This window comes from Rhodophyticola porphyridii (genome assembly GCF_003688285.1).
GTDB classification, from domain to species: Bacteria; Pseudomonadota; Alphaproteobacteria; order Rhodobacterales; family Rhodobacteraceae; genus Rhodophyticola; species Rhodophyticola porphyridii.
Map to the genome: position 1 here is coordinate 485,021 of NZ_RCNT01000001.1, position 13,863 is coordinate 498,883.

Consider the following 13,863-nt stretch of genomic DNA (forward strand, 5'->3'; position numbering starts at 1 on the left):
CCTCTTGCCCTTCGCGCGCAAAGGCGCCTTTTCATCCGCGCGCGCCTCGCTTACCCATGCGGGCCAAGCCCGTCAACCAAGGGAGATCACGCATGCAGGATCCGGATGCCAACCCCTTCAACGTGCTGCCGCCGGTGGTGATTGCGCTGGCCGTGGTGATCTTCGGGCTGGAGGTGATGTTTCAGGCCGCCACCGCAGGGTTTCTGGGCGGTCAGGGCGGCGTCGGCTGGCGGCTTGCGGCCATCAGCGACTATGGCGTTCTCAATGACGTGATCGACTGGATGCTGGCCAATAACAGCTATCCGCCCGAACATCTGGTGCGCTTTGTCACCTATCCGCTGATCCATGCCGGAATGATCCATGCCGTCTTCGTGGTCGTCTTCATTCTGGCCATCGGCAAGATGGTGGCGGAGGTGTTCTCGCCGCTGGCATTCGTCGCGGTTTTTCTCGTCTCCGCGATTGCGGGGGCGCTTGGCTTCACGCTCCTGCTCGACAGCCCGTATCCGCTGATCGGCGGGTATCCTGCGGTCTACGGGCTGATCGGGGCGTTCACCTTTCTGCTCTGGGCCGATCTTGCGGCGCATGGAGCAAACCGGTTCCGCGCCTTCGCGCTGATCGCGGCGCTGCTGGCGATCCAGATACTGTTCGGCGTGATCGACGGCGATTTCGGCAATGTGGTGGCCAATCTTTGCGGCTTCGTGGCCGGTTTCCTGATGTCCTTCGTGGTCAGCCCCGGCGGCTGGCAACGAGCCCTGGCCAAGCTGCGCCGCCGTTAGGAGCGGCGGAGCGCGCTGCGCAGTTCGGCGATGTGGAAAGCGTTCAGGGCCCGCCCGATGAGGAAATAGCTGAGCATCCCGAGCAGAACCATGGCCGCCAGCGCGCCGTAGCGCCAGCCATCGGTGCCCAGAAGCGGCCCGAGCAGCAGCGCGAGCCCCCATAGCACCACCCCCATCAGGATCGACGCGATGGAGATCCGCCAGATCCGCCGGCGATAGCGGTCGTCGAATCGGGCGACCTCGCCCATCGGTCTGGTACCGCGCGACAGAAGCCAGACCATGACCCAAGCCGCGACCGTGGTGCCGATGGCGGCGCCCAGAAAGCCAATTGCCATGGCCAGCCCGACGGCGACGACGGCGTTGACCACCATTGCCACCACCGCATAGCGGAACGGCGATCGCGTATCTTCGCGCGCGAAGTAGAGCGGCTGCATGACTTTCTGAAGTACGAAGGCAGGCAGCCCCGCGCCATAAACCGCCAGCGCCAGCGCCGTGGCCGCCACATCGTCCGGGCCGAAGGCGCCGCGCCCGAAAAGGACGGAGACGAGCGGAACCGGGATCACCATCAGTGCCACTGCCGACGGCACGGTCAGCGCCATCGAGAGTTCCGCCGCGCGGCTGAGCGCCTCGCGCCCGCCCGTGGCGTCATCGGCGCGCAGCCGGCGCGACAGATCCGGCAGAAGAACGATCCCGATTGCGATCCCCACCACGCCGAGGGGCAACTGATAGAGCCGGTCCGCGAGGCTGAGCCATACGATCGCACCCTCAAAAAAGCTGGCGACCTGGCGGCCCACCAGCAGGTTGATCTGCACAACGCCGCCCGCCAGCATGGCCGGCGCTGCAATGATCGCCAGTCGCTTGAGATCGGGGCTCAGGCGCGGCATTTGCAGCCGAATCCGGAACCCCGCGCGCGCGGCAGCCACCCAGACCAGCACCACCTGGGCCACGCCCGCCACCAAGACGCCCCAGACAAGCATCGTGCCGGCATGGACCCCGGTGATCCCGGCCAGTCCGGGCGCATCGACCGTGACAACGTCTTCCAGCACACCGGTCTCCGCCAGAAGAAGAGCGCAGATCAGGACCATGTTCAGAAGCACCGGGGCGGCCGCGGCGGCGGCAAACCGGCCCGAGGCGTTCAGAACCCCGGAAAGCAATGCCGCAAGGGAGATGAAGAGGATGTAGCCGAACGCGATCCGCCCGAAGATCACCGCCAGATCAAACCGCGCATCCCCGGCAAAGCCGCTTGCCATGGCAAGCACCAGCCACGGCATGATCAGCTGGGCGACAAGCGTGAAGACGATCAGGAGCGTACCCAAGCCCGCGAAGGCCTCTCTCGCGAAGCCTTCGGCATCCTCCCGGCCTTCCAGTTTCTTCGAGAAAAGCGGCACGAAGGCGGTGTTGAACGCGCCTTCGGCAAAGAACCGGCGGAACATGTTGGGCAGGCTGAAGGCCACCAGAAAGGCCTCCGCCACCGGACCCGCGCCCAGAATGCCGGCGATGAGAATGTCGCGGGCAAAGCCAAAGACGCGGCTGAGCAGGGTCCAGACCCCGACCGTAAGGAACCCCGCGACGAGCCGGATCGGACGCGCGGCCGCCATCGCGCTCAGGCCCCGGCCCGTTCGGCAACCCGTGCGATCGCGTCGCGGAGCTTGCGTTCAAGACTGTCCTGCTTGGATTTGGTGTAAAGCTTCAACCCGAACATATCCTTGACGTAGAAGGTATCGACCACCTGCGCCCCGTATGTCGCGATGACGGCGCTGGCGATATAGATATTCGATGCCGCAAGCGTTTTTGTCAGATCGTAGAGCAGACCGGGCCGGTCGCGGGTATCGACCTCGATGATCGTGTAGATCTCGGAGCCGTCATTGTCGAAGGTGATGTTGGTCGGCACATCGAAAGGCCGTTCGCGTTTCTTGATCTTGTCGCGGCGCTCCAACGCGTGACTTGCCACCACCTCGCCTTTCAGGGTCTTGCCGATCATGTCGCGCAGGCGGGGCAGTCGGGCCTCCTCATAGGGGTTGCCATCGGCATCCTGCACCCAGAACACGGCGGTGGCGAACCCGTCTTTGGAGGTGTAGGTGCGGGCGTCCACCACATTGGCGCCCACAAGGCTGAGCGCGCCTGCAAGACGGCTGAAGATGCCCGGATGGTCGGCCAGCGCAAAGCAGACGCGGGTGGCGTCGCGATCAGTGTCGCGGCGGGTGTCTATCCGGATCTCGGTCTCGCCCAGATCGCGCAGCATCTCGGCAAAGGTGATCTGGCTGGCCAGATCGAGACCCTGCCAATAGGGGCCGTAATGCCGCGCCATTTCGGTCTTGAGCTCGGGTTTGTCCCAGCCGTCGAGGGCCTCGCGCAGCGCGCGCTTGGCCTCGCTTTCCAGCTTGTCGCGGTTGAGATCCTCCAGACCGTTTTCCAGCGCATGGGCGGTCGCCCGGTAAAGCCCGCGCAGGAGGGTGGCTTTCCAGTTGTTCCAGGTATGCGGCCCGACCCCGCGAATATCGCAGACGGTCAGCACGGTCAGCAGGTCCAGCCGGTCCCTGGTTTTCACGGCCTTGGCGAAATCGCGTACCGTGCGCGGGTCGGAGATATCGCGTTTCTGCGCCATGTCCGACATCAGCAGATGATAGCGCACGAGCCATTCCACCGTGTCGCACTCCGCCGGCTTCAGCCCGAGGCGCGGGCACATCATCCGCGCGATCCGGGCGCCGAGGATCGAATGGTCCTCCTTCCGGCCCTTGCCGATGTCATGCAGCAGGCAGGCGACGTAAAGCACCTTGCGGTTCACGCCGCCCTTCAGGATCCGGCTGGCGACCGGCAGTTCCTCGATCAGTTCTTCCCGCTCGATCTGCGCGAGGGTGGAAACCACCTGTATCGTGTGCTCGTCCACCGTGTAGCTGTGATACATGTTGAACTGCATCATCGCGACGATTTCGGCGAATTCCGGAATGAACGCGCCCAGAACGCCAAGTTCGTTCATCCGACGCAGCCCGCGTTCCGGATTGCCGTGTTTCAGCAGAAGATCCAGGAAAATCCGGTTCGCCTCGGGGTCCCGGCGCAGATCCTCATCGATCAGTTCCAGATGCCCCGCGACCATCCGCATCGCATCGGGATGGAGCAGATATCCGGTGCGCAGCCCCTCCTCGAAGAGGCGCAGCACGTTCAGCTTGTCGGCCAGAAAGGCGGTTTCATCCTCGACGCTCAGGCGGTTCTGCTTGACGGCGTAGCCGGGTTTCAGCTTCTTGCGGCGGGTGCGTTTGCGGCCCCGGAACAGCTCCCACAGACCGGGTTCGCGCTTGACATGGCTCGCTTCGAGCGCGGTCAGGAAGATCCGAGTAAGTTCGCCGACGCGGGTGGCGTGGCGGAAGTAATCCTGCATGAAATGCTCGACCGCGCGCCGCCCGTCATGATCGGTATAGCCCATGCGGTCGGCCACCTGAACCTGCATGTCGAAGGTCAGCTGATCCTGCGCGCGCCCGGCAATCAGATGCAGATGGCAGCGGACCGACCACTGAAACCGCTCCGCCGCGTCGAAGGCATCGAATTCCTCCTGCGTGAACACGCCCAGCCCCACCAGTTCGCGGGCCCGCTGCACGCCGTGCAGATATTTCGCGATCCAGTAGAGCGTCTGCAGGTCGCGCAGCCCGCCCTTGCCCTCTTTCACATTGGGCTCCAGCATGTAGCGCTGGCCACCCTGCTTGCGGTGGCGCGTGGCGCGCTCTTCCAGTTTCGCTTCGATGAACTCGGAGGCGGTGCCGGCGAAAAGCTGGCTGTGCAGCGTGTCCTGTAGATCGGCGGCCAGGGCGGCATCGCCCGCCAGATAGCGCATCTCCAGAAAGGTCGTGCGAATGGTGTAGTCGTCCTTGCCCAGGCGCAGGCAGTCCTTGATGGTTCGGCTGGCATGGCCGACCTTCAGGCGCAGATCCCACAGCATGTAGAGCGTCGATTCGATGATGCTCTCTACCTTCGCGGTCATCTTCCACGGTGTGACGAACATCAGATCGACATCGGAAAACGGCGCCATCTCGCCACGGCCGTAGCCGCCCACCGCCATCACGGCGACGCGCTCCGCGTCGGTGGGTGTCGGGGTCGGATGCAGTTTCGCGGTCGCCACATGAAGAACTTCGCGCAGCATCCCGTCGGTCAGATACGCATAGGCGCGCAACACCCGGCGCGCGGCGGTCGGATCGGCGGCAAAGGCCGCGCTGATCCTGCTGCGCCCGGTCTCCTTCACCTCGGCGAGGATCTCGACCACATGCGCGCGGATCTCGCCGGCATCGGAACAGTCGGCGATCCTTGCCTCGATCCGCTGGCGGATGGCGGGCTGATCGAAGACCTGCGATGCGGGACAGATCAGATCCGCGGCATCCGAAGGCTCTGAAAGGACCGGTGGCGAGGGGTCAGAACCCCGCAGGGCCAAGGCGTCTTGGGGCAGGGTCAATCACGGCCACCTGGTTGTTTTGGACTTGGGCAATGGCCATGGCCCGCTGATTGGTGCCATCGCTTCTGAGGCGGAATACTCCGTTCGCGCCGTTAAAGCCAGAGGAGGCGGTGAGATCCGCCGCACCCAGTCTGCCCTGAGACGCGGCCGTCTCGGCCACGGCGCGCATCGCGTCATAACCGATGGCGGCCAGGATATGCGGAGTGGAGCCGTTTGCCGCGCTGTAGCGCGCATTGAAACTGGCCGCCGCCTGCGGATCGGGCAGGGCGAACCAGCCGCCTTGCAGGCCTGACAGTTCCAGCGTCTGCGGCGGCACATCCCATCGCGTCAGCCCGATGACCCGGGTGCGTTCCGTGTCGAGCCCGTTTTCGGGCAGCAATTGCGCGAAAAGCGGCAGGGCGCCCGCGGCATCGGAGGTCATGATGAGCGCATTGGTATCTGTGGACCGCACGGTGCTCATTACGGTCGGCAGGGCCGCGACCACGCCGTTTTGCGAAAACTCGTAGCTGACCCGGCCGGTGATCGTGGCGCCGGTGCCCGCAACGGCGCGTTCGACCGCGTCGCGCGCGACCTCGCCCGCCAGATTGCGGGCATGAAGGATCAGGATCCGGTTGCGCCCCTGGGTCGCGGCATAGTTCACAACGCGCGCGGCGGTGTTCTGGAAGGTATGGCCCAGCACGAAGACATTGCCGCCCGCGATCTCGGTGTTATTGGAGAAGCTCAGCACGTTGATGTTGGAGCGCGCCACCGCCACGCCGACCGCGGCCGCCGCATCGGAACGGAGCGGCCCGAGGATCACATCCGCGCCCGCGCTGACCGCCTGTTGCGCGACCGCGGCGGCCTGGGCCGCATTGCCGGCTGTGTTGTAGACCGTCAGGTTGATCTCGACGCCCTGCACTTCGGCCATGGCCATGCGCGCCGCGTTTTCGAGGCTGCGGGCCACCAGATCGTCGCCCGCGCTGGCCGAGCCATAGGGCAGGAGCATGGCGACCTCGATGGTCTGGCCGGAGACGCGGGGGCCGATGGGGCCGCTGGTGGGATTGCCCACCTGACAGGCGGCAAGAAGCCCGGTCAGCGCGAGAACGGAAAGCAGCCGGAATGGCTTGCGGAAGTTACGCAAAGCAGAGATCATGAGGATCCTCGTCTCCCTTGGGGCACCTGTCATCTATACGGGCGAGACTAGTGCGTTCAGACCCCCAAGTAAACGCCGCCGGAGCCTTTGGCCATGCCCGATCTGCCCACCGATCCCAGCCCCCTGGCAACGCCCGCGCGCCGCGTGACGCTGGCGCCGGGGCTCTACTTCGTGGCGACGCCTATCGGTGCTGCGCGCGATATCACCCTGCGTGCCCTGGACATTCTGCTGAGCGCCGATCTGCTGGCCGCCGAGGATACCCGCACCGCGCGCAGATTGATGGAGCTGCATGGCATACCCCTGGGCGACAGGCCGCTTGTCGCCTATCACGATCACAACGGCCCGGCGCAGCGGCCCCGGCTGCTGGCGGCCCTGGCCGAGGGCAGGACGGTGGCCTATGTCTCTGAGGCCGGGACGCCGCTGGTGGCCGATCCCGGGTATCAGCTTGGCCGCGCCGCGATCGAGGCGGGTGCGCAGGTCTTTGCGGCGCCGGGCCCTTCCGCGGCGCTGGCGGCGCTGACGGTGTCCGGCCTGCCGAGCGACCGGTTTCTTTTCGCGGGTTTCCCGCCCAGTCAGGCCGGCGCCCGCAAGCGGTTTCTGGAAGGGTTGGCTGATATCGAGGCCACATTGATCCTGTATGAAAGCCCCAAGCGCATTCACCGATTGTTAGATATTCTGGGTGAAACTCTGGGGCGGACGCGTCAGATCGCGCTGTGCCGGGAGCTGACCAAGCGTTTCGAAGAGGTGATCCGCGGCACTGTCGCAGAACTGTGCGAGGTCATCGAGGGCCGCGCGCTGAAAGGCGAGATCGTGCTGGTGGTCGGGCGTGGGCAATCCCGGCAGGCCAGCGCCGACGACATGGAGACGGCGTTGCGCGAGGCACTGAAAACCCAACGGGTCAAGGATGCCGCCACCGAGGTTGCAGAGAAACTGGGGCTGCCGCGCCGACTTGTCTATCAGGCGGCCCTGAACCTGGAAGATGACGCATGAGCGGGATGACGAGCTATCTGGCGGGCAGAACCGCAGAAGACAGGGTTGCCGCGGAATATGCCCGCGCTGGCCACGTGATCCTGTCCCGCCGCTGGCGCGGTCAGGCCGGCGAGATCGATCTGGTGGCCGAAAAGGACGGGGAGACGGTTTTTATCGAGGTGAAGAAAAGCCGGAGTTTTGCCCGGGCCGCCGAACGCCTCTCCCGCCGTCAGATGCAGCGGATCTATGCCAGTGCCTCCGACTATCTTGGCCATTTGCCGGATGGGCAGAACAGTGTTGCCCGGTTCGATGTGGCGCTGGTGAATGACCGCGGCATCATCGAGATCGTCGAAAACGCTCTCTGCGCCTGATCGCGGCATTCCCCCATTGCAAGCCCGCCGCCATCGCGCCATGAAGGCGGGACCTACGCTGGATGGAGTGCTGCCATGGCCCTGAAAGTCGCGTTTCAGATGGACCCGATCGACCGCATCAACATCGATGCGGACAGCAGTTTCCGGCTTGCCGAAGAGGCGCAGGCCCGGGGCCATGAACTGTTCTTCTACACGCCCGAGAAGCTGGCCTACCAGGAAGGCCGCGTGACGGCCCGCGGCTGGCCGCTTGAGGTGCGCCGGGTCAGGGGCGATCATGTCTCGCTTGGCACCTATACCGAGGTGGATCTTGCCGAATGGGATGTGATCTGGCTGCGTCAGGATCCGCCCTTCGACATGGGCTATATCACCACGACGCATATGCTTGACCGGCTGCATCCCGCAACGCTGGTCGTGAACGATCCGTTCTGGGTGCGGAACTATCCTGAAAAACTGCTGGTTCTCGATTTTCCCGATCTGACCCCGCCGACCACCGTCGCCCGGGATCTCGACACGTTGAAGGCGTTCAAGGCGCGCCATGGCGATATCATTCTCAAGCCGCTTTACGGCAATGGCGGGGCGGGCGTGTTCCGCCTGACCCCGGAGGACCGGAACCTCAACTCGCTTCACGAGCTTTTTGCCGCCATGAACCGGGAGCCGCTGATCGCCCAGAAGTTCCTGCCGGATGTGAGCGCCGGCGACAAAAGGATCATTCTGGTTAACGGAGAACCGGTCGGCGGCATCAACCGTGTTCCAGCGGAGGGCGAAACGCGGTCCAACCTGCATGTGGGCGGGCGCGCGGAAAAGATCGGGCTGACCGACCGTGACCTGGAGATCTGCGCCCGGATCGGGCCGTTGCTGCGGGAAAAGGGACAGGTTTTCGTAGGCATCGACGTGATTGGCGGCTGGCTGACAGAGATCAACGTGACCTCGCCCACCGGCATTCAGGAGCTGGAGCGTTTCGACGGCGTGAACATCGCCGAGAAGATCTGGCAGGTGATCGAGGCGAAACGCGCCGGGCTCTGACCGAGCCGCCTCGGCGAGAGGCGTCGCGAGCCGGGCAAACGGGCCTGATCCGGGAGCCGTCCGAATCCTGAAAGGGTCCGGAGGATCGTGGAAACCGCCGGTTTCTTAACCTGTCTGCGGCCCGGGCGGCTCTCGTCAGTTCTGCGCTCCGATCAGGCGAAACCCGATCGCCTCGGCGATATGGGGCGCGCTCACGGTCTCATCCCCGTCCAGATCGGCGATGGTGCGCGCGACGCGCCGGATACGATGATATCCGCGCGCGGAGAGGCGAAACCGGTCGGCGGCCTTCAGCAGAAGTTCCTTGCCTTCGGCATCCGGCGTCGCGATCCGGTCCAGCGCGTCGCCCTCGGCGTCCGCGTTGCAACGGGCGGGCAGGTCAAGCGCGGCGAAGCGGGCGGCCTGCCTGTCCCGCGCGGCCGAAATGCGCGCGGCGATCATGGCACTGCTGTCGCCCGAAGGCGGCAGGTCAAGGTCTGCATAGCCCACCGGCGGGACCTCAAGGCGCAGGTCGAACCGGTCCATCAGCGGACCGGATATCTTGCCCAGATAATCCTCGCCGCAGATCGGTGCCCTGCCGCAGGCCTGATCGGCATCGTAGAGGTGCCCGCAGCGGCACGGATTGGCGGCGGCAATCAGCAGGAACCGGCATGGATAGGTGACATGGGCATTGGCCCGCGCGACCACGACATCGCCGGTTTCGATCGGCTGCCGGAGCGTTTCCAGCACGGCGCGCGGGTACTCGGGAAATTCGTCAAGAAACAGCACGCCGTTATGCGCAAGGCTGATTTCGCCCGGTTTGGCCCCGCGCCCGCCACCGACAATGGCGGCCATCGACGCGGTGTGATGCGGCGCGCGGTAGGGGCGGGTGCGGGAAATGCCGCCCTCGTCCAGAAGGCCCGCCAGCGAATGGATCATCGAGGTTTCCAGCGCTTCGGCGGCCGAAAGCGGCGGCAGAAGTCCGGGCAGGCGGGCCGCCAGCATGGATTTGCCCGACCCGGGCGGCCCGACCATCAAAAGGTGATGACGGCCCGCCGCCGCAATCTCCAGCGCGCGCTTGGCCCGTTCCTGCCCCCGAACTTCGCGCAAATCCCCGGGCGTTGCATCCTGCCTCACCTCGCCCGGCATGGCCTGCGCCAGGGGCGCGCGGTCTGTCAGATGCGCGATCATTTCCGCAAGCGAACCGGCGGCGAAAACCGGCGTGACCCCGACCCAGGCCGCTTCGGCGCCGCAGGCCGCGGGACACAGAAGCACGCGGTCATCCTCTCCCGCGGCAAGGGCTGCCGGCAGCGCGCCGATAACCGCGACAAGGCTGCCGTCAAGAGACAGCTCTCCCAACGCCACGGCCTCTTCGACGCGTTCGCGGGGCAGTACGCCAAGGGCTGCCAGCAGCGCGAGCGCAATCGGCAGGTCGAAATGGGAGCCCTCCTTGGGCAGGTCGGCGGGGGAGAGATTGATCGTGATCCGTTTCGACGGCAATGCGATGGCCATGCCCGAAAGCGCCGTGCGAACCCGTTCGCGTGCCTCCGACACGGCCTTGTCCGGCAGGCCCACGATCGCGAAGGCGGGCAGGCCCGGCGTGACCGCGCATTGAACCTCCACACGGCGGGCCTCCAACCCCTCGAAGGCGACGGTATGGATTCGGGCAAGGCTATCGGGGCGGGCGGTGTCCAGCATGGTTAACCGCTACGATTCCGAGGTTAGGAAACCGTTAATGCCGGCTGCTTGTGATGCGGCCTATCAGTGGGGCATGGGAAACGGGCGGCGTGGCAGATCCATGTCGTAATTCGGCTGCTCGGGTCCGCCCGACAGGCCGGCCTCATACCATTCGCGGAAGGCCGGATGGCCGAGCTGTCTGGCGACATAGGCCTGTGCCATGTCGGAAACGGGCAGGCCGTAGGTGGCGATCCGGGTCGCGACCGGAGCAAAGAACACATCGGCCAGCGAATAGGCCCCGCACAGCCACGGGCCGCCATGCGCCTCCAGTGCAAGCCCCCAGATCAGCTCCAGCCGCGCGAGGTCGGACCGGACGGCATCCGACACCTCGAACCCGTCCCACGCGGTGCGCAGGTTCATCGGACACGCCCCGCGAAGCGCGGCAAACCCAGCATGCATTTCGGAAACGAGGCTCATGGCTCGGGCGCGGGCCACGGGTTCGGCGGGAAGAAGCCCGCGATCCGGAAACGCTTCGGCCAGATGCCAGGCGATTGCGATGCTTTCGGTCAGAAGCCCGCCATCGGGGGTGCGGACCACGGGGACCGTGCGGCCCGGCGCAAAGGCAGCGACATCGCGCGCAAAGCGCTCGTCATAAAGGCGGGTGACCGAAACCTCGACTGGGATGTCAAAGGCGGCGAAGGGCAGCCAGCCGCGCAGCGACCAGCTGGAATAGGATCGATCAGCGATCAGAAGAGCATAAGTCATGCGGATATTGGGACGGCGGACGACCCCGCGGTCAAACGGCAATTCCTGATCGGGCCCATCACGGCGCGTGATTGATCCGCTCTACCGACCAGCCTGCGGGCCCGTGTTGCAGGCAGGTGACCGAAAGAGGGTCGATCCGGTGGCCGATGGCCTGCGCAGGCGGCAGACCGGCGGCGCGGCCGATCTGGGTCATGATCACGCCGATATGGGCCACGGCGACGATATCCCGACCCGCATGGTGCCGGGTGAGGCGGCTCACCACCGGATCGACGCGGGCTGCGACCTGATGCCAGCTTTCGCCATCGGGCGGGGCGACATCCCCCGGCGTTTCCCAGAACCGGCGGCTCAGTTCCGGCTCGCGGTCCATGATGTCGGAAAAGCCCAGCCCGTCCCAGGCGCCGAAATTGAACTCCCGCAGATCCCGTTCATGGGCAAGCCGCAGGCGGTTCGCCTCCAGCCTGTCAGCCGTCGCGGCGGCGCGGATCAGGTCGGAGGAGACCAGCACCGCCGGTTCCGGAAGGAAGGCGTGCAGCCGGGCGATCCGGTTGTCGTCGGAAAGATCAGCGGGCACATCGCGCCAGCCGACCATGGTCTTTTCATGGGTCGGGCCGTGACGCACCCACCACCAGCGGGTCACCATCGCGGCTCACCCTCTGGCAGCGTGCCCTTCAGAACCTGGGGTAGCCCGGCGATGATCTGCACGACAAGGTCCGCCTCCGCGGCAAGGCGCTGGTTCAGGAGACCCTGAGCGGTGAGAAACCGCCTGCCGAGACGGGTTTCGGGCACGATGCCCTGGCCGACCTCGTTGGTGACGACGATCACCGGCGCCGCGCTTTCGGTCATGGCCCCGATCAGGCCGGTGGCCTGTTTGTCCCAGTCCATCTCCGCCAGCATGACATTGGTCAGCCAGAGGGTCGCGCAATCGACAAGCGCGATCTCCTCGCGGCCCATGGCGGCCAGCACCGGGGCCGCCTTGATCGGGGCCTCGATCACACGCCAGCCCTGTCCGGAGCGGCGGGCCTGATGCAGCGCGATCTTGCGTCGCATCTCATCGTCGAAGGCCTGCGCGGTCGCGAGATAGGTCTTGGTCAGCCCTGCGGCGTGGACCAGCCTTTCGGCAAAGGCCGATTTGCCCGAGGACGCCCCGCCGATCACAAGGCTGAGAGAGGGTAGGCGCAATTATTTGTCCCTTTCAGTGAACCAAACGGCATATTGCTTCGTATCCCTCATAGAACCGCGATCAGCGCGGTCCAACATCAAACACTTACCGGGGGGTGAGTTATGGCTTTGGATATGGGTGGAGACCAGTCGCTTTCGCGCCGCGCCATGCGCGCCGAATTGCTGGATGCGGAAACGGAGTTGCGTCTGGCATATGCCTGGCGGGACCACCGCGACGAGGCGGCGCTGCACCGGCTGGTAACCGCCTACATGCGTCTGGCGATCTCGATGGCGGCGAAATTCAAACGGTATGGCGCCCCCATGAACGACCTGATCCAGGAAGCCGGGCTGGGCCTGATGAAGGCGGCCGACAAGTTCGACCCCGACCGCGGCGTGAGATTTTCAACCTACGCGGTGTGGTGGATCAAGGCGAGTATCCAGGATTACGTGATGCGAAACTGGTCCATGGTCCGGACCGGATCGACCAGCAGCCAGAAATCGCTGTTCTTCAACATGCGCCGGGTGCAGGCCCGGCTTGAGCGCGAGGCGATGGCCGCGGGCGAGCGGCTGGACAAGCACCAGTTGCGCCAGATGATCGCGACAGAGGTAGGCGTGCCGCTTCACGATGTGGAGATGATGGAGGGCCGTCTGGCCGGGTCGGACTATTCGCTGAACGCCACTCAATCCGTGGATGACGAAGGCCGGGAGTGGATCGACGCGCTGGAAGATGACAGCGAGCAGGCCGCCGAACTTGTGGAGCAGTCTCACGACACCGAACAGCTTCGCAACTGGCTGGTCACGGCGATGAATGCGCTGAACGACCGGGAACGGTTCATCGTGCGCGAACGTAAGCTGCGTGACGACCCCAGGACGCTGGAAAGCCTCGGGAACGAGCTTGGCTTGTCCAAAGAGCGGGTGCGCCAGCTTGAGGCTGCCGCCTTCGGCAAGATGCGTAAAAACCTCGAAGCGCAGTCGAAAGAGGTGTTGTCATTCTTCGCCGCGTAGCATTTCAGGCACCATTGGGAATGCTGGCAGGGCTGTTTGTGGCAGCTCTATTTGTCCTTCCGATATGAGCGTTCAACCAATGCTTTGAGCCGTCTTTGCCGGCGCCGGTAAAAGGCGCGGGCAAAGGCAGCGACGAATGGCGTTTTCCAGCCGGCTTCCACTGCCACCTCATCTGTATACCGCGTGCCGCTTCCCTCGGGTGTCAGGCTGATCAGGTGATCCCAAAGGCGGGCCATTTGTCCTTGGCCCTGATCACGTATGAACCTGGTGTCGCCCCTGGGCGGCGGGAAGCTGACGCGGAGGATCTGCAGGCCGAGCGGGATGCCCAGAGGCCCGGTTAACGCGGCGCGATAGGCGCCTTCCTTCCAGGTATCGGGCCAGTCTGGCAGATCGAGCGGGCGAAAGCTCAACCAGCCTTCAGTGATATGGATCAGCGTATCGGTCCGCTGCAGCAACTCCCAAACGAGATCCGGCGGACCGGGCAAGTGGCAGGTTTCGCGGATCACGCGCGGGGTCATTGCAGTTGTGTCCAGACGGTGGTGCGCCTACACCGGAGCAGGAGACCTGAGAAGA

General features: G+C 65.2%; 13 protein-coding genes. 5 read left to right on the forward strand and 8 right to left on the reverse strand.

Going from position 1 to position 13,863, the window contains the following annotated elements; all coding sequences use genetic code 11:
- Nucleotides 1-92 precede the first annotated feature (92 nt).
- Complete coding sequence (locus D9R08_RS02460; RefSeq protein WP_121896397.1) at nt 93-776, forward strand: rhomboid family intramembrane serine protease; 684 nt, start codon at nt 93-95, stop codon at nt 774-776.
- Here the strand turns inward: D9R08_RS02460 and murJ are convergent.
- The 3 genes from murJ to D9R08_RS02475 are packed head-to-tail and all read right to left on the reverse strand — an operon-like array spanning nt 773 to nt 6,346.
- On the reverse strand, nt 773-2,374 hold the full coding sequence (murJ, locus tag D9R08_RS02465; RefSeq protein WP_121896398.1) for a murein biosynthesis integral membrane protein MurJ: 1,602 nt from the start codon (nt 2,372-2,374) through the stop codon (nt 773-775). The genes D9R08_RS02460 and murJ overlap by 4 nt on opposite strands.
- A 5-nt stretch (nt 2,375-2,379) precedes the next feature.
- Nucleotides 2,380-5,214 carry a [protein-PII] uridylyltransferase gene (locus tag D9R08_RS02470; protein ID WP_121896399.1) on the reverse strand — a complete coding sequence of 945 codons (2,835 nt, stop codon included), beginning with the start codon at nt 5,212-5,214 and terminating at the stop codon, nt 2,380-2,382.
- Nucleotides 5,174-6,346, reverse strand: a complete 1,173-nt coding sequence (locus D9R08_RS02475) for a penicillin-binding protein activator (RefSeq protein ID WP_121896400.1) — start codon at nt 6,344-6,346, stop codon at nt 5,174-5,176. Before D9R08_RS02475 ends, D9R08_RS02470 begins: the two co-directional genes overlap by 41 nt.
- A gap of 93 nt (nt 6,347-6,439) precedes the next feature.
- Between D9R08_RS02475 and rsmI the strand changes: the two genes are divergently transcribed.
- The 3 genes from rsmI to gshB all read left to right on the forward strand — a co-directional run bounded on the left by rsmI (nt 6,440) and on the right by gshB (nt 8,709).
- Complete coding sequence (rsmI, locus tag D9R08_RS02480; protein ID WP_121896401.1) at nt 6,440-7,336, forward strand: 16S rRNA (cytidine(1402)-2'-O)-methyltransferase; 897 nt, start codon at nt 6,440-6,442, stop codon at nt 7,334-7,336.
- Nucleotides 7,333-7,686, forward strand: coding sequence for a YraN family protein (locus tag D9R08_RS02485; RefSeq protein ID WP_121896402.1), 354 nt, complete (start codon nt 7,333-7,335; stop codon nt 7,684-7,686). The genes rsmI and D9R08_RS02485 overlap by 4 nt, the downstream gene beginning before the upstream one ends.
- A gap of 75 nt (nt 7,687-7,761) precedes the next feature.
- Entirely contained in the window at nt 7,762-8,709 is a 948-nt protein-coding gene (gshB, locus tag D9R08_RS02490; RefSeq protein WP_121896403.1) for a glutathione synthase, read from the forward strand.
- 135 nt (nt 8,710-8,844) lie between these two features.
- Here the strand turns inward: gshB and D9R08_RS02495 are convergent, their stop codons facing one another.
- From D9R08_RS02495 to cobU, 4 genes are all read right to left on the reverse strand, one after another.
- Complete coding sequence (locus tag D9R08_RS02495; RefSeq protein WP_121896404.1) at nt 8,845-10,383, reverse strand: YifB family Mg chelatase-like AAA ATPase; 1,539 nt, start codon at nt 10,381-10,383, stop codon at nt 8,845-8,847.
- A 63-nt stretch (nt 10,384-10,446) separates the two neighbouring features.
- On the reverse strand, nt 10,447-11,127 hold the full coding sequence (locus D9R08_RS02500) for a glutathione S-transferase (RefSeq protein ID WP_121896405.1): 681 nt from the start codon (nt 11,125-11,127) through the stop codon (nt 10,447-10,449).
- 58 nt (nt 11,128-11,185) lie between these two features.
- Nucleotides 11,186-11,764 (reverse strand): histidine phosphatase family protein, encoded by a 579-nt coding sequence (locus D9R08_RS02505; protein WP_121896811.1) that lies wholly within the window; start codon nt 11,762-11,764, stop codon nt 11,186-11,188.
- A complete protein-coding gene (gene cobU, locus D9R08_RS02510) occupies nt 11,761-12,306 on the reverse strand; it encodes a bifunctional adenosylcobinamide kinase/adenosylcobinamide-phosphate guanylyltransferase (RefSeq protein WP_121896406.1) in 546 nt (181 codons plus the stop codon). The genes D9R08_RS02505 and cobU overlap by 4 nt, the downstream gene beginning before the upstream one ends.
- Before the next feature lie 102 nt (nt 12,307-12,408).
- Here cobU and D9R08_RS02515 point away from each other — a divergent pair, with 102 nt between their 5' ends.
- Complete coding sequence (locus D9R08_RS02515; RefSeq protein WP_121896407.1) at nt 12,409-13,290, forward strand: RNA polymerase factor sigma-32; 882 nt, start codon at nt 12,409-12,411, stop codon at nt 13,288-13,290.
- Between the two features lie 47 nt (nt 13,291-13,337).
- Here the strand turns inward: D9R08_RS02515 and D9R08_RS02520 are convergent, their stop codons facing one another.
- Nucleotides 13,338-13,796 carry an SRPBCC family protein gene (locus tag D9R08_RS02520; RefSeq protein ID WP_158598915.1) on the reverse strand — a complete coding sequence of 153 codons (459 nt, stop codon included), beginning with the start codon at nt 13,794-13,796 and terminating at the stop codon, nt 13,338-13,340.
- Nucleotides 13,797-13,863 lie beyond the last annotated feature (67 nt).